This window comes from Clostridium mucosae (genome assembly GCF_024622765.1).
Taxonomy (GTDB): domain Bacteria; phylum Bacillota; class Clostridia; order Clostridiales; family Clostridiaceae; genus Clostridium.
On record NZ_JANKAF010000015.1, the window covers coordinates 33,215 to 55,942 of the forward strand.

Here is a 22,728-nt window from a genome sequence, read left to right on the forward strand (position 1 = left end):
TTTAATCTTTTACTATATATATTTTAGTAATATTTTACCATAAATACTTTTGTCAAACAATTATGCAATTCGACTTTTTTTGTGTATTTATCATCTATATTTTAATTCTTCTATAACTTTTTATTTAATTTTTCTATAACTTTTATATTTTTATCATATCTGTTATATTATCAACTTCTATTATATATTCATAGTGCAAAGCCCTTGTTAATGATACATATAAAAGCCTTTGATCTAATAAATTATTTTTAAAATTAGACTTACTCGGATTATAAATAATTGTTGCATCGAATTCTAATCCCTTTGTTAAATAGGATGGTATTATCAATATATCATCATTATGCTCTTTTTCATTCCCTTTTATTAATGTTGCTTTAAATTGCGAATTCTTTTTTATAAGCTTTTCTAAAGTTTTTCCTTCTTCTACACCTTTAGTTATTATTGCAATACTACTTTTCCCTTTATCCATAACTTCAGTAATTATATCATTTATATTTTTTACTGCATCTTTGCTATTATTACATTTTATTATTTTAGGTAATTCTCCATGTCTTAATACAGGTTTTGCTCTTTTCAAGTCTAACTCTTGTGCATCTAGCGCACCATTAGCAAAATCTATAATCTCAACTGTAGATCTATAGCTTTGAGTAAGCTGCATATAAGTTGCCTTTCCATCAAAGACCTTATCTACTATATCACTCCAATTCTTTATCCCTTTATAATAATATATTCCTTGAGCAATGTCTCCAACTAAAGTAAGAGAATTTCCTCTTGTTAATCTATTTACTAAATAAATTTGGAATGGATTATAATCTTGTGCTTCATCCACCACTATATGAGAGTATTTTTCTTTTTCTTCAACACCTTCTAAAAGAATATTAATATATAAAAGTGGTGCTAAATCATCTTCATCTATAATTCCTTTGTTATAGTTTGAAATAATTTCTTCCTTCATGAATTGTGATAACTCTTTTGGTATTTTATTTAAAGTAGCAAGTTCAAAAAAATCTTCATTTTTAAATAAATCCACATATATGTCCTTAGAAGTTATTCCTCTCCAGCTTTTAAAATACTCATTCATTTCTTTTTTTGAGTTATTTTTTATATTATTTTTTATTTCATCTCTTTCTGAATAAGTTTGTATTAATTGCTTTCTTCTATCTTCACAATCTTCTTGTTTAATTTTTATTTCTTTAATCTTTATATCCCATTCTAAATCTACTTGCAGACAAAGGACTTCTATTCTCTCTTTAAGCTTTAATCCTAAATATCTTTTTATTTCATCTTTTCTTTTATTTATTGGAAAATTCTTTAAGTCTTTAAGATAAAGCCTCATTATTTCTCTTTTATTGAATAATAAATAATCTCCAATCATTATATCTGTTATATCAACAGAGTCACTTTCTAATAATGCAATGTATCTATCAATAATAGATTTAAATGCTAATGTTCCTTTTATTTTAGATGAATTTATTATTAATTTGCATTTTTCTGCATCGTCAGATTCAATTAACTCCTTAAGTTTTTCATCTTTTCCCTTTACCTTACTTCTAATTTTCAGATGCTTAAGTACTAAATCCTGAAAAGTAGTTTGATTAACTTCATCAACACCTAAATTAGGTAATATATCTGAGATATAATCCAAAAACAACTTATTAGGAGCTAGAACTAAAATATCTTTTCCTTTCATAGTTTCTGAATATCTATAAATCAAATAGGCAAGTCTATGTAAGGCTATAGTAGTTTTCCCAGAACCAGCTGAACCTTGAACTATAATAGGTAAATTCTTAGGCCATCTTATAATATCATTTTGTTCCTTTTGGATAGTTGCTACTACTTCTTTTAATTTTTTTCCTCTACTTTCCTCAAGATTTATTTTTAAAAATTCATCAACTAAGTCATTTCCTTCATCGCCTGTTTTTACTATAATTTCGTTTATCCCCTCATCAAATATTTCATTTAAAGAATCTTCCTTAAATAAAAATTTTCTTTTTAGAGATAGGTTTCCTTCTATTATTCCTAGTGGAGATTTATAATATGCATATCCTCCAGTTCCACTATAATATAAATCAGCTACTGGAGTTCTCCAATCTACTACTATTTCTTCTCCATCTATAGTTGAACTAACTGATTGTTTGCCTATATATATACTTTCGTCTTGGCCTCTCAGTTCCCTAAAATCAACCCTACCAAAATAAGGAACCTTAATAGCCTCCTCATAATTCTTTATATCTTTTTTTAATACAGAATATATTTTTTCTGTTGTTTCTTTTTCTTCGTTATAATTTCCCTTTGATTCTTTTGTTAAAGCTTTTAACTTGCCTTCTATAACTTCATAGCTCTTTTTCTTCTCTAAAAGTTCATTATCTATCTTTTTCCTTTTTTCCTTTAATATTTCTTGTTCTAATTTCAAATTATTATTCATATCACTACCTCTAAATTCAACTAATGCCTTAATTATAGGCTAATTAAAATCTAAATTCAATTATAAAGCACATAACTAAACAATTAAAAATTATTAATTAACATTAATATATAACCTTCTTATATTCCAATTATTTACTTCAAACAATACATTTATTCCTTATATTACCTCATTTATAGATTATATATTTCAATAGGTATTTTACTTTCCAATATTGTATGTTAGAATCTTAACGTAAAGGAGATGTTAATATTGTCTAAGCAAACAAAAACCCCTAATTATATAAAAATAGCTATTGATATAGCTCATAGAATAATAAATAATGAATTTTTAGAAGGAAGTAAAATAACAGGAAGAACTACTTTAGTTAGTATATATAATGTATCTCCAGAAACTATTAGAAGATCCTTAGCATTATTAAAAGATATGAATGTTGTTACTATTAATGAAAAAAGTGGAATCATAATAAATAATAAAACTTATGCAAAAGAATTTTTAAATAAATTCAAAACAAAATCAGATTTTACTCATTTAAATAGCGACACTTTTGATTTAATAAAGAAAAGAAAAGATATCGATAATAAGCTTGAAAAAAATATTAATGCAATAATTGAATTTGCTACTCAGCTAAGAAATGTTGGTTCTATTATCCCTTTTGAAAGTATAGTAGAAGAAAATAGTATTGCTGTAGATAAAAGTATTGGTGAACTTAACTTTTGGCATAATACAAAAGCTACTATAATTGCTGTTAAGAGGGATGGCGATTTATTCTTATCACCTGGCCCGTACTTCAAAATACATTCACAAGATATAATAGTTTATGTTGGAGAAGATTCAGTTTTAGAAACAGTTAAAAACTATATTTCTTTACCATCATCTGATAAAGAATTATAATAACGGGGCATGTTTAATTTAGAATTTAAAAATTTAAAATGAATGTTGTATTTCATACTGAAATACTTCTAAATTTATATTATCTTAAACTATGTTATACTAATTTATTAATTTATGACATAAATTTAAGGTAGTTCATTTTGAACTACCTTAATATATAATTTATAAATATTATTCTATTTATAATGTTAAAATTAACTTACTCGGTAATTTTAATCACTTAAATATTTAGTGAAAATGCTACTTTTTTCTTTTAATATAGACACCTCATCGATAATAGAAGTATTATCTTTCATCACTTTAAAAACCATATAATCTGTCATATCTATTGACTTATCATCTGTTTCTAATTTATAAGACACTTCATATTCATAATGTATAAATTCATAATTTGTATAAGTATCATTTTCTGATTCTTTAGTTTTTACTATTTTAATATCTGTTATATCCTTTATATTATTCTCATTTATAACAGTATAATAAAAATGAAGAATTCTATTAGTCATTAAAGTGTCAAATCCGTTTTCTGTAAAGTATTCCCCAAAATTTGCTTTTGACTCCTCTGCGTATTTATCCAAATCCTCCCCAAATGTAATACTCTCATATGTCTTTACAGATAGTAACTTGTTAATGAAATTATCTACAGTTTTTTCTTGTTCTTTAGAATTACATCCTATTAGCAAAAGTAATGATATACCCATAAGTAAAATTATTTTAATAAAATTTTTCATTTACATACCCCTTTGCATTATATAGATAACAATTACTATGAATTAGTTATCTATTTATTATACTCAATCAAAACCTCAGTATGAAATACCACCTTAATTTTACATTCTACATTTTACATTTTACATTTTTAATTATGTTACAGCTCCGTTATTTTTATTAATTTTCCAATATATAATTAACTGCATCTTCAAACTCTAGTTTTTTAAATTTTTTTCTAATCTTAAAATTTATATTTTCAATATATTTTATAGAAAAGGGCAGATATTCATTTATTATTTTTATATATTCACTTGAAAAAAACTCCTTACTTAATACTACTGAAAACAATATAAGCATTATGCAATTTGTTTTTATAAGTTCTTTTAATTCAGGTATATTTTTTCCTTTAAAACAACTGTCTTTTTCCAAAAATAAAGTTGTAAAATTTATTAATTTGTTTACTATTTTATCTAAATTATATTTAGGAGCTAATTGTGACATTATAGTTATATGATTATTATTTATATCAGATTTAATATCTTGTAAATCATCTGCCAGTTGAAGCAAGAAACCATAAAAAATACAAAAAGATATTTCATCTTTATTCAGCTTTCCCTTTGTTAAAAATCCATCTACTAGTACTGATGATCCACCTTTTTCAATAGATATTCCTAAAATATCCTCTTCATAAGGAATAGTAACGATATCTTGTTGTTTTAAACTTCTTATTTGACCTTTATGAATGGAAAGTAAAGATTTATATAACTCACTATAATCATTTCTTTTAAAGTCTTCTTCGATATAACTAACTAATTTATAAACATCTTCTTCATGCGAATCATTCCCTTCAATGTTCTCTCCATTTAATCTCTTTTTCAATTTATTATTAAATATTTTCTTATCTGCATCATTTATCTTTGTATTATCTAAATAATTATCTGTATATGGATATAACATACTATATCCAAATATAGCCTTAGACAACTGTACTTTTTCTCCAAATGCTGCTTGAAGAATATTTATAATCCAAACATTCCTCATAGCTTGCCCTATATCACTATAACTTAAATTATCATCAAATTGTTTTGCTTCTTTTATAAACCTTTTAGTGCTATTAAAAAAGTCATTCTTAAGATTTTTATTAATTATTCCGAGCTTAAAAGTTTCTTCTTCACTTTCTATAAAATCGTCTATAATTTTATTAAAATCCTTTTGCCACTCTTTCTTCTTACTATCTTCACTTGGAAATTCACTTATTTTTTTAATTATTAAATCTATATAATTATCTAAGTTCTTTTCTTTATTTTTCTTTTCTATATTAGTATATTTTTTCATATCCAATTTGAAATATCTATCTGATTTCCACCATTGGTCACTACATTCTAAATATATAGAGTTTATTAAGTCCATTATTAATCCCCCAAGTCTAATCTTATAATCACACTAACTTTCTACTTTGCCGCCCATTAATTTATAAGTAGCATTCCCTATTGCTCTTTTTAAAACTCCAATTTTAATATCAGGATGATAAACAAATTTTGCAAGCCCTGAATTCTTCCAATATCTATAATCTGCATCTCCTTCTTTAAAAGGTGTTTCTCCTGATTTTCTCCATAAATTATACATAAATATAGATTTTACTTTTGGTTTGTGTATTTTTCTAGATATCAAATCTTCACTAAACTTACTAGATATACATTTTATTTTTTCCACATTTTTATCATTTAATTCTGTTGCTCTATATGCTATTGGTATCATTTCCACAAAATTAAATCCCCAATAATATAAGACATCCCTAATATACTTTGCTGAAGATGTATGACCTGCCCCTGCAGTAGTAGTAATTACTAATGCCTTTTTTGTAAAAAATTTTGGCCTATGAAAATTATATGACATATGGTCTATAAATATTTTTAAAAGCCCACTAACTTGCATTGAATAAACAGGTGAAGTGATTATAATAGCATCTGAATTTTCAATTTCATTAACTATATAACTTATCTTTTCATTGTGTGGGCATTTATCTTCACCTTTATAAATGCATAAAAAACATCCATTACAATAAGGTATGCTTTCTTTACGTAATTCAATATCTACAAATTCAATTTCACCATGTTTTTTCATTTCCTCTTTTGCAATATTTAATACATCCCAAGTATTACCCCTTCTTGGACTTCCATGTATTACAACACATCTCATAATTTCTCCCCCTAAAATAACAAAAGAGAAAGCACTTTATTTTGCCTTCTCTCTTGTGATTACTCTATTATATTATACACGATATTTATAAATTGCGAATTAAACTTAATGATATGTATTAACTTTCCGATTTTTATATAATATCTCCAATTTAATGGATATCATTAATGAGCCTAGTACTTCTTTGCGTAAGCTATTAGCTTATAGAACATATCTAGTTATCGTAGCCTTTATATTCACAATTTATTACTAATTCTTAAATGAGTGAATTGGTGCTGGTATTCTTCCGCCTCTTTGTATAAATAATGAAGATGAATATTTATTTACAGGCATTACTGGAGCTGTTCCAAGTAATCCTCCAAACTCAACTAAGTCTCCTACCTTACAGCCAGGAGCTGGTATAACTCTTACTGCTGTAGTTTTATTGTTAATCATTCCTATTGCTGATTCATCTGCAATCATAGCAGCTATTGTTTCTGCTGGGGTATCTCCTGGAACTGCAATCATATCTAATCCAACTGAACATATAGCAGTCATAGCTTCTAGTTTTTCTAAATTTAATGAACCATTTAATACAGCATCAATCATTCCTGCATCTTCTGAAACTGGTATAAATGCCCCACTTAATCCTCCTACATGACTACATGACTACATGCCATAACTCCACCTTTTTTAACAGCATCATTTAATAATGCAAGAGCTGCTGTTGTACCATGGGTTCCAACTACTTCAAGTCCCATTTCTTCTAGTATATGTGCAACTGAATCTCCTACTGCTGGTGTTGGAGCCAATGATAAATCTACTATTCCAAATGGTACTCCTAATCTTTCTGAGGCTTCTTTTGCAACTAATTGTCCCATTCTTGTAATCTTAAATGCAGTTTTCTTTATAGTTTCTGCAACTACATCAAAAGATTCTCCTTTTACTTTTTCTAATGCCCTTTGCACAACACCAGGTCCACTAACTCCAACGCTTATAACTTTATCAGCTTCTCCAACTCCATGGAAGGCTCCTGCCATAAAAGGATTATCTTCAACTGCATTACAGAACACAACTAGCTTAGCACAACCAAATCCCTTTGTATCCTTTGTATATTCAGCAGTTTTTTTAATTACTTCTCCCATTTCTCTAACTGCATCCATATTTATTCCAGCTCTAGTTGAACCTACATTTACAGATGAACATACTTTGCTAGTTTTAGCTAATGCTTCTGGTATTGAATTTATTAGTATTTTATCGCCTTTAGTATATCCCTTTTGTACTAAAGCTGAAAAACCACCTATAAAATCTATACCTAGAGTTTCAGCTGCTTTATCTAAAGTTTTTGCAAACTTAACATAATCTGTTTCATCTGTAGCTCCAGCAATTATTGATATAGGAGTTACAGCTACTCTTTTATTTACTATTGGAACCCCAAATTCATTTTCAATTTCTTTTCCTACTTTTACTAAGTCCTTAGCACTACTAACTATTTTATTATATATCTTTTCTCTTGCCTTATCTCCATCTGAATCTATACAATCCAATAATGAAATACCCATAGTTATAGTTCTTATATCAAGTTTTTCTTCTTCTATCATCTTTATGGTTTCTAATATATTATTACTATTCATCTCTAACCTCCAATTATAAAGTATGCATTGAATTAAATATTTCTTCTCTTTGGATTTTAACCTCTACTCCAAGTTCTTCGCCTTTTGTTACTAATGCACTTTTAATATCATCAAAGGTAGAATTAGATTCTTTTAAATCTAACATCATTATCATTGTAAAGTAATTTGTCCATTATAGTTTGATTAACATCTAAGATGTTTATGTTTAATCTTAATAATTCGTTACTAACGCCTGCAACTATTCCTACTTTATCTTTTCCTATTACTGTTAAAATTGCTTTCATAAATATTCAACTCCTATTTTTATTGTATTTTTCTAAATAATCTGAAAAGTTATTATAATTTTATCTCTAGTCCGTAAGTTTGTCAATTTTTAACTTCCATCATTCGTGGTTCTAGCAAACTTTATTCTTTTAAAATAAAAAATTAGGCTCTGTATTAATTAAGTGTTGATTTATCATACTATTGTGAAGGAATTTAAAGATATAATGTTAATATTTTTATTTTCATGTAATTATAACCATATTTAATGTATAATAAAAATATAAAATTAAAAGGATGGTAAGTATGATGAGCGTTATTAATATACGAAGAGTAAAAGCTGGTGATGCTAATACATTGGCTTACATTCAAACAGAATCATGGAAAAATGCATTTAACAAAATTTTGTCTAAAGAAAATTTAGATAAATATACTAACATTAATGAAGCTATAGAGTTATATAATATGTTACTTAGCAAAAATATTGGAAATGGATTCATATTGTCCATTAATGAAAATCCTCATTGTATTGCATATTGGGATAAAGCAAGGGATGAAGAAATAAAGGGATATTCAGAGATTATTTGTATTCATAGTTTATGTGATAATTGGGGAAAAGGATACGGAACAGTAATGATGGATTATATTTTAAGAGATATAAAAAATGCTGGATTTAGCAAAGTTATGCTATGGGTATTTAAAGAAAATATTAGAGCACGTAAATTTTATGAAAATCATGGATTTGTTCTAACAGATAAATCACAAAAATTTTGTGATGCTGTTGAAGTCATGTATTGCAAAGATTTATAGATGTTACGTATAAAATTCTATTCAAAATCAATTTTAAGTAAGTAAAATCAATGACTTAAAAGGATATAAGGTTTCGTTATACCCTTAGGAAAAATTAATATTGAAGTTATATTTACTAATACCTAGTTTTTTAGGAGGAGCTTTCCATGAGAAAAAAAATAATAATAAGTATATGTGCTACGGTATTAATCCTTTTTTCATTTTCTCTTTATAAATATTTTCAGTTAAACAATAATAAATTAAATACCTATGCTGATAGAGTTCTATGGTTAGCTATTAATACACAAAACTCTATTTATGCAATTACGGAAGCTTCCCCAACAGAAGAAGATTTTAACCGCAATGTAGAAGACCTAATTATTAATGTCTATGCATTACAAAATGTGTTAGAGAGTGGTGAAATATTACTTTCAGGAAATGGCGTGAACGGTAGTGCACTTTATAATTCTTTAGATAATCTTGAATCAGTATTGAAATACGATAGTAGTAACCTAAAAAATATTGAACTAGATGCTATAAATAGTGCTAGTGATGTATTAATTCAAAGATTACAGCCTCATTATGGTAGTGAAAAAAATATAAGTAAAAAGGAAATACTTGAAGCTATTCAATTAGCTTTAATGAAAATGAAAATAATCGAGCTACTTCATTAATTACTAATATGTAATTAACTATTATAAAATTGGCAGATAAATTTTAATTTGTACATATATTTATGTTAAATAAGATGACTGGCTATTAATAGCCAGTCATCTTTAATCATTTTTCTTCCTTTATACTTCTATTTTAAATTTAATATTATTTAAGCTTTAATGCTTTTTATATCTCTACAACTTACAATATCAATTCCTGTTCCTAATATGTCTTTAAGAATTATTTCACCTACAGAAACAGGCGCAACTACTTCAAGTTTTTTAAGCTGTTCCATACATTTAAAGTTAAGCTCTTTTGGAATAGCTCCCTTTGTTTTTACTGGAAGCACTGGAAGTTCACCATCTTTTATCTTAACAGTTGTAGTTATTACTCTAACAGGATTTGTTATTTCACTAATCCCATAATCAATACCTCTCTTGCATCCATTTCCACTTACTTTGTTTTCTTCAATGTTGACCTTTAAATGACATCCCATAGGACAACATATACAAATCAAATTCTTTTCCATTTTATTCACCATCCTCTAAAGAAATAATTAAATCTTCTTCTATATTGCTTAATAGCTTCTTACTTAAGACTACTCTCTCCATTTCTGATGGTGCTAAATGCCTTTTCTTTAGCCTTGTAACTTCTTTATTTCCAGATTTAACAACAAGCACTTTATCCTTATAGACATTATTTACTCTCATAAATACAGTCAATTTTTCATCTATATCTTCTATACAAATCTTTTGAGGAACAGTATAATTTATAGCATTACCATTTTTTATATTTATATAATTTTCCTTCTTTAATATGTTTTTCAAATACTTTGCAGCTGATTTTCCAGCATGTTTAGCCTCTTCAGTAACAAAATCCACTAAATCATGTACATGAACTACATTTCCACAAGCAAAAATTCCATCAACATTAGTTTCCATGCTTTCTGTTACAACAAGTCCATTAGTTCTTCTATCTAATTCTATTCCTACTTTATCTGATAACTCATTTTCTGGAATTAATCCAACTGATAATAGCAATGTATCACATTCAAATTCTAACTCTGTTCCTTTTATAGGTCTCTTATTTTCATCAACCTTTGAAATTATAACTTTTTCTAGTCTTTTATCTCCAATTATATCTACAACTGTATGTGATAAATATAATGGTATATTATAATCTTCTAAGCATTGAACTATATTTCTATTAAGTCCATTTGAATATGGCATAAGCTCTACAACTGCTTTTACCTTAGCACCTTCTAATGTCATTCTTCTAGCCATTATAAGTCCTATATCACCTGAGCCTAAGATTACCACTTCTTTGCCCGGCATATATCCTTCCATATTTATATATCTTTGAGCTGCTCCTGCAGTATATACCCCTGAAGGTCTATCCCCTGGAATATTTATAGCTCCTCTTGTTCTCTCCCTGCATCCCATTGCCAATATAATTGCCTTTGTTTCCAAAATCATATAGCCATCATTAGAATTTATTGCATGTATTTTTTTATCTTCTTCTATTTCTAGAACCATTGTATCAAGTTTAATATCTATTTCACTACTTTGAACTAACTTTATAAACTTGTCTGCGTACTCTGGACCTGTAAGCTCCTCTTTAAAAGTATGAAGTCCAAATCCATTATGAATACATTGGTTTAGTATCCCTCCAAGCTCTCTATCTCTTTCAATTATTAAGATATTTCTTACTCCATTTAAATAAGCTTCATATGCAGCTGCAAGACCTGCAGGACCTCCACCTATTACAATTAAATCATAACTCATAATTATCCCCCTATCTTGACTTTCCAGTTAAAATATATGAACCATCTTTTTCTAAAACTATATTTTCTAACGGTATATTAAGCTCTCTAGATATAATTTCTTGAACACGTGGTCCACAAAATCCCCCTTGGCATCTTCCCATTCCTGGTCTACATCTTCTCTTTACTCCATCTAATGAAATAGTTCCAAAGGATCTTTTTATAGCATCTACTATTTCTCCTTCAGTTATTTGTTCACATCTACATATGATTCTTCCATATCTACTATCCTTTTTTATTACCTCAGCTCTTTCTTCTAATGAAAGTTCCATAAATCTGATTTGCTCTCTATATGGATTAAATTTATCATTTTTATCCATCTTAAGTCCTGCATTTTTTAATATATCTAATATATCTATAGCTATTGCTGGAGCAGCAGATAATCCTGGTGACTTCATACCAGCTACATCTATAAATCCTTTAACATCTTCATTTTCTTCTATAATAAAATCTCCATTATCAGAATGTGCTCTTAAGCCTGAAAAATTTCTAATTGAATTTCTAAAATTTATTTTATTTGTTGTCTTTGAAGCAGTTTCTTTTATATATTCTAAACCTTTACTTGTTGTTTTTACTGAATCTTTATCTTCAATAGTTTCTGCATTCGGTCCTACTATTAAGTTTCCATGAACAGTCGGAGTAACTAGTACACCTTTTCCAAGCTTTGTAGGACATTGAAATATAGTGTGTTCAAACATCTTACCTTCATTCTTATCAATTACATAATATTCTCCTCTAATTGGAGTTATCTCAAATTTCTCTTCACATATCATGTTATGAATCTTATCGCAATAAACACCAGCTGCATTTATTACGTATTTTGCTTCTACTGTTTCTTTATCTTTTATGTTAATTTTAAAAATATCATCTTTTTCTATTCCTATAACTTCACTACTTAATTTGATTTCTCCCCCATTTTCTATACCATTTTCAATTAAAGCTATTGTATATTCAAATGGTCCTACTATTCCTCCTGTTGGAGCATATAATGCACCTAATATATCATTATTTAAATTAGGCTCTTTTAATAAAACTTCTTCTTTATTTAAGAGTTCTAATCCCTTTACTTTATTTTTAATACCATTTTCATATAAAACTTTTAATAATTCTAACTCTTCTTCATTAAAAGCTATTACTAATGAACCATTTCTTTTAAAGGGTACAGATAGCTCTTTGCATAAGTCTTCAAACATTTCATTACCCTTTACATTGTATTTTGCCATTAGCGTTCCATACTCCGGATCATACCCAGAATGAATTATAGCTGAATTTGCTTTTGTAGTTCCCATGGCTACATCATTTTCTTTTTCTAAAATTACAACTTTTAAATTAAATTTAGTTAGTTCTCTAAAAATAGAAGCTCCTATAACACCAGCTCCTATTATGGCAACATCATACATATATATACCCCCATTAATATTATTTAAATTTAGTTTAACCAATTTTTTATAATTTAAATTATCACTGTAATCGGTGTTTAGATAACAAAAAAAGCACAAAAATAAGACTTAAATCTTATTTTTATGCTTAACTCTAACTTCTCTTAGCACATTAAATAATTATGACCCCATTATATCATATATTTTTCCAATGGTACATATAGTTTTCAGAATTTTATCTATATAATATTTTTCATATAGAATTTATACAAAGATTATTAAACTTTTTTGGCAATTATGCTAAATTCTCTAAATTCTATTTAATTTATTAAAATATTCCATTATAATATATTTGTTGCACGGGTTAATTTAAGTTATCCCTTTACAATTTATATATACCAAATAATAGGCAGACTTCTTTCATAGGGTCTGCCTATTTATTTTTATTACTAAATAAAAAATTCATCTTCTAGCCCTTCAAGATCTAATATAGTTATTTCTTTTAAAGTAAACTCTATAAGCCCCATATCTCTCATATTTATTAGCTCTCTTGAAAGAGATGGCCTTGGTATTCCAAGTTCTTCAGCTAAATCCTTTTTAGATGATATTTTTAATGAAAATGTATTGTTTCTTTTATAATTATCAAGTAAAAGCTTACATATCTTCCTTCTTATTGAATCTAATTCTATTAAATTTATTTTTCTATTTAATATAACTATTTTTTGAGATAAAAGTTCTAATATGTTTTCTGTAAATTTTGTATTTTTTTGAATTATTCCTAAAACACTTTTTTTAGGAAGAGATAATACCTTACAATTTTCAAAAGCCATAACTGTTGCAGGATATTCCTTCTCTTTAGAGAATAATAGTGCTTCTGCAAATACATCACTTACATTAAAATAGGATAATGTTAATACTTTTCCATTTTCATATATAGTTTGTATTACAGCCTTTCCTTCAATTACAACAGATAAACTATTACACTTTTCTCCTTGGTTTGCTATTACTTCACCCTTTTTATAAGATTTTATTATATATGATTCGCTTTTTAAAATTTCTCCTATTTCATCTTCAGAAATACCTTTAAAAAAGCAAGTATTCTTTAATATATCTATCATACGAACTCTCCTTTGTATAAAAATGCGAACATTTTTATAATTGATAATTGATAATGCATAATGGACAATTAAGAAAAAACCCCAGGGATTTTTAAATAAAAGGTGCTGCGCACCAATTTAATTTAAGTTTTGCTGTGCAAAACCTCCTTAATTATCCACTATCAATTGTCCATTATCAATTTAAATTGCTTTGTAATTTATTAATATTATACTATCATAAATTATACATAAAAAAAAATAAAAAGCTATGATATAAAGTGTACATCTAAAAACTACAAATATTGTTTATTGCGAAGTCTCTGCTTTAAACTAATATTGATATTATACATTTTTAATTTACAATATACTAATATTTAGAAGCAGAATGGTACAAACTGAGTTCTACTTTTTTATAGAGTTGTGTATTACTTATTTATTTTAACATCTTGCCAGTTAGCGTTTGTAAGTATCTCCGAATCCTCCTCAAAGAATACACCACCAGCTTGTAAATCATCTTTTAGCCAATACATAAACCAAGCTGTCATATATCCATCTGCTTTTTGATATGTTGCTCCGTGGTCTACATTCACTAATCTTCCCATAACTTTATATTCAGTAGTTAATTTACTATAAATATCCTTCATCGCATATAATGGGCATATTCCTTGACCTGTTGTTTCTTCTATGCTTATTGCTTCTCCTGCATCAAAATATTCTGTTCCTGCAATAAAGAAATAAGGTATATTTATTTTTGTTACATCATAAGCCCAGTCAGTACCAAGATGGCCTTCTTGTCCCAAAAATGGTGATGTTGCACTTGCTGTATACATTGCTTTATATAATTTACCATTGCCCCAGTTATTTACAGCATTAATTGTTCCAACTCCACCTTGTGAGTGTCCACCAATACCAATATTATCAGTATCTATTTTATTATAGAAAATGCTATTTTTATCTTGATTTAATTTTAAAACATAGTCTAAAGATTTTGAAGAAGATTCACCACTTCTTGAATTTTCATCTTCATTTCCAATTACTACAAATCCCCAAGATGCCAAATGTTTGAAAAAGGCTTTATATTTTGATGCCGTTATCCCAGTACCATTTGCAACAACAATTAATGGGTATTTTTTATTACTATTCTCTAAATCAGTTGGATACCATATTTCATATTTTTTAAATACATCACTATCAGCATCAAAGGATTTAAATGATACTTCATACTCTCCAAACTCGGAATACTTCTTTTCTAAATTTTTTTCAGTTTCTAAATAATTATAGTAATGATTCACTCTGTATTCTATTACTTTTAATAAAATAAACACTCCTCCAATTATTATTAATAATATAACTCCAATAATTTCTAAGAATTTTTGCATTTTTACCTCACTTTTATTTTTCTACTGGCATATATTTATCTAAATAGCTAATAACTGTATCCATAAATTCTTCATATAGCTTAGAATCATTTTGAAGTCCATGTCCTGAATGTTGTGCTTCAAAATATTTATAATCTACATTATTATCTTTTAATGCATTAACTAGATGTCTTGCAGTTTTAAATGGACATATTTTATCGTATTTTCCATAAGCAATTACAGATGGAACTGAATTTTCATTTACCCATGCATAAGCTGATATTGGTTTAATTATTTCTTGAAGTCCATCTGTTCCAATAATATCTTTATCTATTTCACTACCAAGCATTACTCCAAATAGTCCCGCAGCTGCTTCATTGCTTTTATCTAGTCCATAAACATCCCAATCTTCAGCAAAGAAACTTGATGGTCCAACCATCTCGAACATCATTTTAACCGGTATAGGAGATTCCTCAGCATCCCTATAAGCATATAACATAGCAAGTGTTCCACCTGCTGAGCCACCACTTATAACCATTTCATTTAAATTATAGCCGAGTTTTTTGGCTTCTTCTACAACAACTGGCATAGCCTCTTTTATTTCCATAGATTGAGAATAAACACTAGCCCCATTTTCATCAGTACGAAGTGTATAATTTATACCTGCAGTTACATATCCTTTAGAACATAACCATTCAAGTATTGCTGCATCGCCACTTTTATCTCCAGTTGTAAAACCTCCTGCATGAAGATAGACAATCAATCCATAATTTTCTTTTGAATTATCCTTTGGAACATATAAATCAAATTTATTAGATTCTTTATCACCGTAAGAAATATCTTTATAAATTGTACCTATAGAGTTATCCCAATCTACAGAATATTTTTTAGCCCACTTAGGTTGATAGGTTATTTTAAATATAGCTGAGCCAACAAATGAAATAATAAATGCTAATATGCATATAAATATAAACATTCTTTTTCCTTTCTTCATTTTATTTTTCATAGTAAATTACCTCCAAACATTGTGCCACCTAACATAAGATTCATAATAGCTCTTACAGCCAATCTACCTAATACAGCAGCAACAAGAATAACAGTAACAAGAATAACTACTCGTTTTGTTGTAAATATCATAATACTTTCCTCCTAACTCTACTTGACATCTTAATGTAACAAGTGTAACATCAACATGTAACAAGTGTAACATCTCACTTTTGCTCAATCAATGGATTTTAAAAAATGGTACAAAGAAGGGAGAAATGTAACATCGTGGATAATGTTGAAAAAACCAGTTATGTAAAAAAGCAGATTACCAGTGCTTTACTTAAATTATTGAAAGAAAAAGAGCTGAAGGATATTTCTATAAGTGAAATTACTACAGCTGCTCAAGTCAGTCGTATTTCTTTTTATCGCAACTTTGACGATAAAGACACTATCATTAAAGAGTACATGTCTTTGACATTAAATGAATGGAATAAAAAGTACCCCAAAAATAGTGAACATACCGATGATGATATTCTTGGGGATATATTTGCCTATATTACAGAATATAAAGATTTTTATTTGTTGCTAAGAGATAGAGGCATTTTCTATTTTCTTAAAGATATTATTATGGATGCTTTAGGACCCAAGGCGGGGTATCCAAACTTTGGTGCCTACACTGCTGCTTTTATTGCAAATGGTATTTATGGATGGATTGAAGAATGGTTTTTAAGAGGAATGCAAGAATCAGGCGAAGAAATGACAAAGCTACTTAAAAATAGAAATCTGTAAAAAATATTTAGTGTTGTCTTTTAAGGTTACAGTTTATTGTAAAGCTAATGAACATTCAACAAAAAAATAAATATTAGTTTCTAAACTAAGCTCTGCTTCTGATGATCTTAAATATTAGATTATTTTATTTATGAAAAATACATATTTACAGATTTAAAATTAAGTAAAAATCATCTTTACATACTATATATTTCTCCTACTTATAAAAATTACTATCATAAATTTTAATAAACATAATTTCCCAAATAAAAAAAGATGACTTCTGCTAAGTACAGAAATCATCTTCTTAATATTTTTAGATGTCATTAATAAAATTCACTTTAATAATCAGTTTTTAATCTTCTTATTATGCTAAGAACATATTTAAATCATCTTCAACATTAGTGATTCCACCAATACCAAAGTTTTCAACAAGTACTTTAGCTACATTTGGTGATAGGAATGCTGGTAATGTTGGTCCTAAGTGGATATTCTTAACTCCAAGATATAATAATGATAATAATACTATTACAGCTTTTTGTTCATACCATGCAATATTAAATGCTATTGGTAATTCATTAATATCTTGTAATTCAAATACTTCTTTAAGTTTTAATGCTATTAATGCTAATGAGTATGAATCATTACATTGTCCTGCATCTAAAACTCTTGGAATTCCACCGATATCTCCTAAATCTAATTTATTGTATTTATATTTTGCACAACCTGCTGTTAATATAACAGTATCATTTGGTAAAGCTTTTGCAAAATCTGTGTAGTAATTTCTTGACTTAGCTCTTCCATCGCATCCTGCCATTACGAAGAACTTCTTAATTGCTCCTGACTTAACAGCATCTACAATTTTATCTGCAAGTTGCATTACTTGATTATGAGCAAATCCTCCAATTATTTCTCCTTTTTCTATTTCTGTTGGAGCCTTACATTCCTTTGCAAGTTCAATCATTTCTGAGAAATCTTTAGCTTGTCCATCTATACCATCTATATGCTTACATCCTGGGAATCCTGCTGCTCCAGTTGTGAAAACTCTGTCTTTATAGCTATCCTTTGGTGGTACTATACAGTTAGTTGTCATTAGTATTGGTCCATTGAAGCTTTCAAATTCTTCTTTTTGCTTCCACCATGCATTTCCATAGTTTCCTACAAAGTGACCATATTTCTTAAATGCTGGATAGTAGTGAGCTGGTAACATTTCTGAGTGAGTATAAACGTCTACTCCTGTACCTTCTGTTTGCTTTAATAATTGTTCTAAGTCTTTTAAATCATGACCTGAAACTAATATTGCTGGGTTATTTCTAACACCTATATTAACTTTTGTAATTTCTGGGTGTCCATAAGTTCCAGTATTAGCACTATCAAGTAAAGCCATACCGTCTACCCCAACCTTACCAGTTTCTAAAGTTAAAGCAACTAATTCATCTACTGTTAAATTATCATTTAATAATTTAGCTAAAGTTTCTTGCATAAATGCACTTACTTCTTCATTATCATAACTTAATTCGTTAGCATGTTTCATGTAAGCTGATAATCCCTTTAATCCATAAGTTATAAGTTCTCTTAAACTTCTGATATCTTCATCCTTAGTTGCTAATACACCAACTTCTCTTGATTTTGCATCATATTCTTCTCTTGTAGTCGCTGTCCATAATGCAGCTTCTGATAAACCATCTTTGTTTGATAACTTATTTAATAATTCTTCTTTTATTTCTAAAACTCTTTTAACTCTTTCATAGAATATTTCATCGTCAAAGTTAGCATTAGTTATAGTTGTAAAAAGGTTTAATGTTATAAAGTGATTAATTTCAGCTGAAATTTCTTTTCCTTCTTTTCTTAATCTTGTTGTAACTTCTGATAATCCTTTTGTTGTATATACTAATAGATCTTGCATTCTTGCTAAATCTGGTGATTTACCACAAACTCCAAATTGTGTACATCCAGTACATCCTGCTGTTTCTTGACATTGGAAACAAAACATCTTATTTTCCATCGAAAAAATCCCCCTTGATAATCTAAATCTTAATTTGTTTCTTCTATGTTTACATTATATGAGGATTTTATATTCAATTCGGTAACACTCGTTACAAAATAATTAAAAATTAAAAAAATTTATAATTTAATTTATCTAAGCTTACCTAATAAAGAACTTCTACTTCTGACCCCGAAAGAATTTATTCCTTAATTATCAATTATGCATTATCAATTGTTAATTGTTCACAAATCCTTTTCCCTTCCACTTTCCTGTTTTCCATCTAATTAATACTAATATCCCTCTGAACCATTCATCTACTGCAAAAGCTATCCATACTCCTGCAAGACCAAGATTTAATTTTATTCCAAGTAAATACGCTAGTCCAACTCCAAATGTCCACATTGAAAATATTCCTATGTATACTGGAAATCTAACATCCCCTGTTGCTCTTAATCCATTAATACCTACTATATTTATACATCTTCCAGGTTCTAATACTATTTCTATTATAAATACTATTACTGCTATTGATAATATATCTTGGCTATTTGTTAAGAATCCTAAAATACCCTTGCCTGAAATAGCAATCAAAATACTCATAACTATTGATACTATTACTGCCTTTTTTATTGTATAAATACATAATTTATAAGCTTTGTTATCTTCTTTATTTCCTACTAAATTTCCTATTAATATACTTCCGCCTTGTCCTACAGCTAATGCAAATATATAACTAAAGCAAACTATCGTCCCAACATAACTTTTTGCAGCCATGCTACTTACCCCTATAAGATTTATAAAACTCGTTATAACTAATTGAGATAAATTATATGAAATTTGCTCAGCAGCTGATGGAACCCCAATCTTAAGTATATTTATAAGATGATCTTTAGGAAATGGCATAAACATAGATATCCTAAACTTATTTAAAAGTAAATCATAAGTAGATTTCCCTAAAATTATCAATCCCATAACTTTACTTAAAGTAGTTGCTAAAGCTGCTCCTGCAACTCCCATACTAGGAAATCCAAGTTTCCCAAATATAAGTATATAATTTAGTATTACGTTTACAATGTTCATAATAATAGTTGCATTCATACATATCTTTGTTAAACTATGAGCCTTTAATATAGCTGTAAAAGTCATAGTTATTGCTTGAATAAATATAAATCCACCAACTATCTTTAAATATTGATTTCCTAAATTTATTAACTCTGGCGGGCTATTTAATAATTTCATCATTCCAGTTCCACAAAAAAACATTAATAAACTTATAATTACCCCTATAATTGTATTTACACCAATAGATATTCCTGCAACCTGCATTATAGTTTTTTGCTCACTTTTTGCTCCTAAATATTGAGCAATTAAAATAGATGTACCAGCTGTTATTATTCCAAACATAAGATTTAGCATCCATATTATTTGATTAGATACACCTACAGCTGCAACAGCATTATCAGAATATCTTCCTAACATTATTGTATCAACACTACCCAATAAAGAAAAAAGCGCGCTTTCTATAAATAATGGCCAAGTTATACTTTTTAAGTCTTTCTTTAATCTTCCTTCAACCTCCATAATCTCCTCCACCATCATAAAGATGTTAATATAATGAAATTTATTTCTTTTTGTATTATACTGTTATTAGAATTACTTTTCTCGTTGAAAACTGCTTATAGCTATAACAATTCTGCTATTTTTTTTATTTAAAGGAGATATTATGGATAATAAAAGTTATTTACAACTTAAAGAACAAGTTAACCATGGAAATATTCAATTGCCTCTAGAAGTCTATAATGTAGAATTTAGAAATTCAGCCGATTTCTATTCACATTGGCATGATGAAATGGAGTTTATATACATACTTGATGGTTCAGCAGAAATTTGTATAGATTTTAAAATATTTAGCGTAACTACTGGAGATTTCATTATTATTCCTAATGGAGCTATTCATTATATGATAGGTAAAGAAAATACTAAGATATCTTATATAGCTCTTGTATTTAATTTATCTTTAATAGAGGGAAATACTTTAGATTATTCTCAAATTAACTTTGTAAATCCTATAATGAAAAACAAATTATTTTTTACAAATATAATAAGATCTTCAAATGTTGGACATGCTAAAATAATTAATTCTTTTAATAACTTAATAGAAAGCTACAATACTAAATTTTATGGATTTCAACTAGAAATTAAAGGATGTTTATTTTTAATTTTTTCTACTATTTTTAGAGAAGGTTATATAAAGCTAAATGTAAGTTCCGAAAACTATAGTGATTTAATTAAAGTTGAAAAATTAAAAGAAGTTATTAAATATATTCAAACCAATTATAAAAACCCTATATCAATTAAAGAATTAGCAGATATAGCGCAATATAGTGAATATCATTTCTTAAGATTCTTCAAAGCTCAAACTGGGAAAACTTGTACTCAATACATTAATTATTTTAGAATTCAAAAAGCAACATTACTTTTATTTAATACCAATTTATCTATAACAGAAATTGCTTATGAAGTTGGATTTGGTGATGTGTCCTATTTTATTAAAACCTTTAAGAAGTTTTTATCAATATCTCCTACTAAATATAGAAAAACCAATTTATAAATTGAGAATTAAACTTAATGATATGTATTAACTTTTCGATTTTCGTATAATTTCGAATACAATTCTTTAATTTGATGGTCACATATAGATTTTACACGACCTAATGTCACATTTCAAGTCGTCCATACCTTTAAACTTACTCTTTTTAAACCACTCATTAACTTCCAATTTATGCAATAATTATATACTATATTTTTAGAAATAAAAAAGGAAACCGCTAGGTCTCCAATAATATAATCTTATCAAATTTTTATCTTAAGAATTTCTTCTTTACTTAATTTTGTATATTTCATTATTTTTTCAATAGGTTCATTGTCTTTAAGCATTTCTTTAGCAACATCAAATGCCTTTTCTTCATAACCTTCTTCTCTTCCTTCTTCTAACTTTTCTCTATCACGCTCTAAAAGTGTCATAAATTCCACCTCCACATTAGGATTATTTTTAACTTCAATTACTCTTTTATGAATATTTTTAACTAAAGTTCCTGTAGTTTTTTCAGCTGTTTTATCATCTGAATGTTCAACATACTCTAAAAAATCAATAAGTTCATCATCTAGATCTTTCATAATCCCTTTAGTATTTAATATTATCTTATTTGTATCATCTTTTAATTTTATAGTATTATCTTCAATACATACTGTTTCAAAAGTATACTTATGCCTACCTGCTCCAAATAAATCAAAAGTACAAATAAATATAATATAACTTTTAGAAAGTTTTATATAGTCCTCACCTTTACTTATTAAGTCTAAGTCAATATTTCCTTGATAATATCTTAATCTTTTGGGAATATTTTTATGTTTCCCACGTTGCATTTCTACATTATAAACAGTATTATTTTCATCTTTTACATATATATCTAATCTAATACCTTTACTTTCTAAAAGTAATTCTATAGTTTTTTTGATTTTCTGGCATTTCTATCTTTTCAATTTTAATCTCTAAAAGTTTCTCTAGAAACTCTTTACAAATTTCCTTATCACTCATTACTTTCGCAAACAAAAAATCATCTTCTAAATTTAAATCTTTTAATCTTTTTGCCATTATACCGCCCTTTACACTTCTCTCATTTTATCTTTCGTTTAAGTTCTTGCCATTATTATATTAAATTATTCCTTCAATCTCAATGACAAATTCCTATTTATAGAGTGCTTTATTAAACAACTAACTCAC

At 27.5% G+C, this 22,728-nt stretch carries 18 protein-coding genes and 3 pseudogenes; 5 read left to right on the top strand and 16 right to left on the bottom strand.

The window, feature by feature from the left end:
* Window positions 1–142 precede the first annotated feature (142 nt).
* Window positions 143–2,425, bottom strand: coding sequence for an RNA polymerase recycling motor HelD (helD, locus tag NSA50_RS14815; protein WP_195429400.1), 2,283 nt, complete (start codon window positions 2,423–2,425; stop codon window positions 143–145).
* Between the two features lie 252 nt (window positions 2,426–2,677).
* On the opposite strand from helD, the gene NSA50_RS14820 reads away from it, so the two are divergent.
* Entirely contained in the window at window positions 2,678–3,319 is a 642-nt protein-coding gene (locus NSA50_RS14820; RefSeq protein WP_257446256.1) for a TrkA C-terminal domain-containing protein, read from the top strand.
* Window positions 3,320–3,531: 212 nt separating this feature from the next.
* Here the strand turns inward: NSA50_RS14820 and NSA50_RS14825 are convergent, their stop codons facing one another.
* The 5 genes and pseudogenes from NSA50_RS14825 to NSA50_RS14845 all read right to left on the bottom strand — a co-directional run bounded on the left by NSA50_RS14825 (window position 3,532) and on the right by NSA50_RS14845 (window position 8,126).
* Entirely contained in the window at window positions 3,532–4,050 is a 519-nt protein-coding gene (locus NSA50_RS14825; protein ID WP_257446259.1) for a hypothetical protein, read from the bottom strand.
* A 157-nt stretch (window positions 4,051–4,207) separates the two neighbouring features.
* A complete protein-coding gene (locus tag NSA50_RS14830) occupies window positions 4,208–5,440 on the bottom strand; it encodes a hypothetical protein (protein WP_257446261.1) in 1,233 nt (410 codons plus the stop codon).
* A gap of 33 nt (window positions 5,441–5,473) precedes the next feature.
* Complete coding sequence (locus NSA50_RS14835) at window positions 5,474–6,229, bottom strand: flavodoxin family protein (RefSeq protein ID WP_257446264.1); 756 nt, start codon at window positions 6,227–6,229, stop codon at window positions 5,474–5,476.
* A gap of 249 nt (window positions 6,230–6,478) precedes the next feature.
* A pseudogene (locus NSA50_RS14840) lies at window positions 6,479–7,842 on the bottom strand (DUF711 family protein).
* A gap of 13 nt (window positions 7,843–7,855) precedes the next feature.
* Window positions 7,856–8,126: pseudogene (locus tag NSA50_RS14845) on the bottom strand (ACT domain-containing protein).
* A 283-nt stretch (window positions 8,127–8,409) separates the two neighbouring features.
* Here NSA50_RS14845 and NSA50_RS14850 point away from each other — a divergent pair.
* Entirely contained in the window at window positions 8,410–8,913 is a 504-nt protein-coding gene (locus tag NSA50_RS14850; RefSeq protein ID WP_257446266.1) for a GNAT family N-acetyltransferase, read from the top strand.
* Between the two features lie 146 nt (window positions 8,914–9,059).
* Window positions 9,060–9,566: a hypothetical protein gene (locus tag NSA50_RS14855; RefSeq protein ID WP_195429396.1), complete on the top strand. Its 507-nt coding sequence runs from the start codon at window positions 9,060–9,062 to the stop codon at window positions 9,564–9,566.
* A gap of 149 nt (window positions 9,567–9,715) precedes the next feature.
* Here NSA50_RS14855 and NSA50_RS14860 read toward each other — a convergent pair whose 3' ends face one another.
* The 7 genes from NSA50_RS14860 to NSA50_RS14890 form a co-directional block, all read right to left on the bottom strand.
* Window positions 9,716–10,075 (bottom strand): DUF1667 domain-containing protein, encoded by a 360-nt coding sequence (locus NSA50_RS14860; protein ID WP_195263234.1) that lies wholly within the window; start codon window positions 10,073–10,075, stop codon window positions 9,716–9,718.
* Window position 10,076: 1 nt separating this feature from the next.
* Window positions 10,077–11,330, bottom strand: coding sequence for an NAD(P)/FAD-dependent oxidoreductase (locus tag NSA50_RS14865; protein WP_195263233.1), 1,254 nt, complete (start codon window positions 11,328–11,330; stop codon window positions 10,077–10,079).
* A gap of 10 nt (window positions 11,331–11,340) precedes the next feature.
* Window positions 11,341–12,768 (bottom strand): NAD(P)/FAD-dependent oxidoreductase, encoded by a 1,428-nt coding sequence (locus NSA50_RS14870; RefSeq protein WP_257446269.1) that lies wholly within the window; start codon window positions 12,766–12,768, stop codon window positions 11,341–11,343.
* Between the two features lie 428 nt (window positions 12,769–13,196).
* Window positions 13,197–13,865 (bottom strand): Crp/Fnr family transcriptional regulator, encoded by a 669-nt coding sequence (locus NSA50_RS14875; protein WP_195263231.1) that lies wholly within the window; start codon window positions 13,863–13,865, stop codon window positions 13,197–13,199.
* 404 nt (window positions 13,866–14,269) lie between these two features.
* On the bottom strand, window positions 14,270–15,223 hold the full coding sequence (locus tag NSA50_RS14880; RefSeq protein WP_257446273.1) for a poly(ethylene terephthalate) hydrolase family protein: 954 nt from the start codon (window positions 15,221–15,223) through the stop codon (window positions 14,270–14,272).
* Between the two features lie 13 nt (window positions 15,224–15,236).
* Window positions 15,237–16,208 carry an alpha/beta hydrolase gene (locus tag NSA50_RS14885; protein WP_257446276.1) on the bottom strand — a complete coding sequence of 324 codons (972 nt, stop codon included), beginning with the start codon at window positions 16,206–16,208 and terminating at the stop codon, window positions 15,237–15,239.
* Window positions 16,205–16,339 (bottom strand): hypothetical protein, encoded by a 135-nt coding sequence (locus tag NSA50_RS14890; protein ID WP_257446278.1) that lies wholly within the window; start codon window positions 16,337–16,339, stop codon window positions 16,205–16,207. The genes NSA50_RS14885 and NSA50_RS14890 overlap by 4 nt, the downstream gene beginning before the upstream one ends.
* Before the next feature lie 135 nt (window positions 16,340–16,474).
* On the opposite strand from NSA50_RS14890, the gene NSA50_RS14895 reads away from it, so the two are divergent.
* Window positions 16,475–16,978 (top strand): TetR/AcrR family transcriptional regulator, encoded by a 504-nt coding sequence (locus NSA50_RS14895; RefSeq protein ID WP_257446281.1) that lies wholly within the window; start codon window positions 16,475–16,477, stop codon window positions 16,976–16,978.
* A 346-nt stretch (window positions 16,979–17,324) separates the two neighbouring features.
* Here NSA50_RS14895 and hcp read toward each other — a convergent pair whose 3' ends face one another.
* Window positions 17,325–18,962, bottom strand: a complete 1,638-nt coding sequence (gene hcp / locus NSA50_RS14900; protein ID WP_257446284.1) for a hydroxylamine reductase — start codon at window positions 18,960–18,962, stop codon at window positions 17,325–17,327.
* A gap of 216 nt (window positions 18,963–19,178) precedes the next feature.
* Entirely contained in the window at window positions 19,179–20,525 is a 1,347-nt protein-coding gene (locus NSA50_RS14905) for an MATE family efflux transporter (RefSeq protein WP_257446287.1), read from the bottom strand.
* Window positions 20,526–20,667: 142 nt separating this feature from the next.
* On the opposite strand from NSA50_RS14905, the gene NSA50_RS14910 reads away from it, so the two are divergent.
* A complete protein-coding gene (locus NSA50_RS14910) occupies window positions 20,668–21,555 on the top strand; it encodes an AraC family transcriptional regulator (protein ID WP_257446290.1) in 888 nt (295 codons plus the stop codon).
* Between the two features lie 242 nt (window positions 21,556–21,797).
* Here the strand turns inward: NSA50_RS14910 and NSA50_RS14915 are convergent.
* Window positions 21,798–22,599: pseudogene (locus NSA50_RS14915) on the bottom strand (Rpn family recombination-promoting nuclease/putative transposase).
* Window positions 22,600–22,728: the final 129 nt, after the last annotated feature.

What these genes read in the sequence shown, in the direction of transcription:
- hcp (WP_257446284.1), bottom strand. Translation starts at nt 18,962, where the DNA reads ATGGAAAATAAGATGTTTTGTTTCCAATGTCAAGAAACAGCAGGATGT.
- NSA50_RS14830 (WP_257446261.1), bottom strand. Translation starts at nt 5,440, where the DNA reads ATGGACTTAATAAACTCTATATATTTAGAATGTAGTGACCAATGGTGG.
- NSA50_RS14880 (WP_257446273.1), bottom strand. Translation starts at nt 15,223, where the DNA reads ATGCAAAAATTCTTAGAAATTATTGGAGTTATATTATTAATAATAATT.
- NSA50_RS14825 (WP_257446259.1), bottom strand. Translation starts at nt 4,050, where the DNA reads ATGAAAAATTTTATTAAAATAATTTTACTTATGGGTATATCATTACTT.
- NSA50_RS14860 (WP_195263234.1), bottom strand. Translation starts at nt 10,075, where the DNA reads ATGGAAAAGAATTTGATTTGTATATGTTGTCCTATGGGATGTCATTTA.
- NSA50_RS14870 (WP_257446269.1), bottom strand. Translation starts at nt 12,768, where the DNA reads ATGTATGATGTTGCCATAATAGGAGCTGGTGTTATAGGAGCTTCTATT.
- NSA50_RS14910 (WP_257446290.1), top strand. Translation starts at nt 20,668, where the DNA reads ATGGATAATAAAAGTTATTTACAACTTAAAGAACAAGTTAACCATGGA.
- NSA50_RS14850 (WP_257446266.1), top strand. Translation starts at nt 8,410, where the DNA reads ATGATGAGCGTTATTAATATACGAAGAGTAAAAGCTGGTGATGCTAAT.
- NSA50_RS14835 (WP_257446264.1), bottom strand. Translation starts at nt 6,229, where the DNA reads ATGAGATGTGTTGTAATACATGGAAGTCCAAGAAGGGGTAATACTTGG.
- NSA50_RS14890 (WP_257446278.1), bottom strand. Translation starts at nt 16,339, where the DNA reads ATGATATTTACAACAAAACGAGTAGTTATTCTTGTTACTGTTATTCTT.
- NSA50_RS14865 (WP_195263233.1), bottom strand. Translation starts at nt 11,330, where the DNA reads ATGAGTTATGATTTAATTGTAATAGGTGGAGGTCCTGCAGGTCTTGCA.
- NSA50_RS14855 (WP_195429396.1), top strand. Translation starts at nt 9,060, where the DNA reads ATGAGAAAAAAAATAATAATAAGTATATGTGCTACGGTATTAATCCTT.
- NSA50_RS14875 (WP_195263231.1), bottom strand. Translation starts at nt 13,865, where the DNA reads ATGATAGATATATTAAAGAATACTTGCTTTTTTAAAGGTATTTCTGAA.
- NSA50_RS14905 (WP_257446287.1), bottom strand. Translation starts at nt 20,525, where the DNA reads ATGGAGGTTGAAGGAAGATTAAAGAAAGACTTAAAAAGTATAACTTGG.
- NSA50_RS14885 (WP_257446276.1), bottom strand. Translation starts at nt 16,208, where the DNA reads ATGAAAAATAAAATGAAGAAAGGAAAAAGAATGTTTATATTTATATGC.
- helD (WP_195429400.1), bottom strand. Translation starts at nt 2,425, where the DNA reads ATGAATAATAATTTGAAATTAGAACAAGAAATATTAAAGGAAAAAAGG.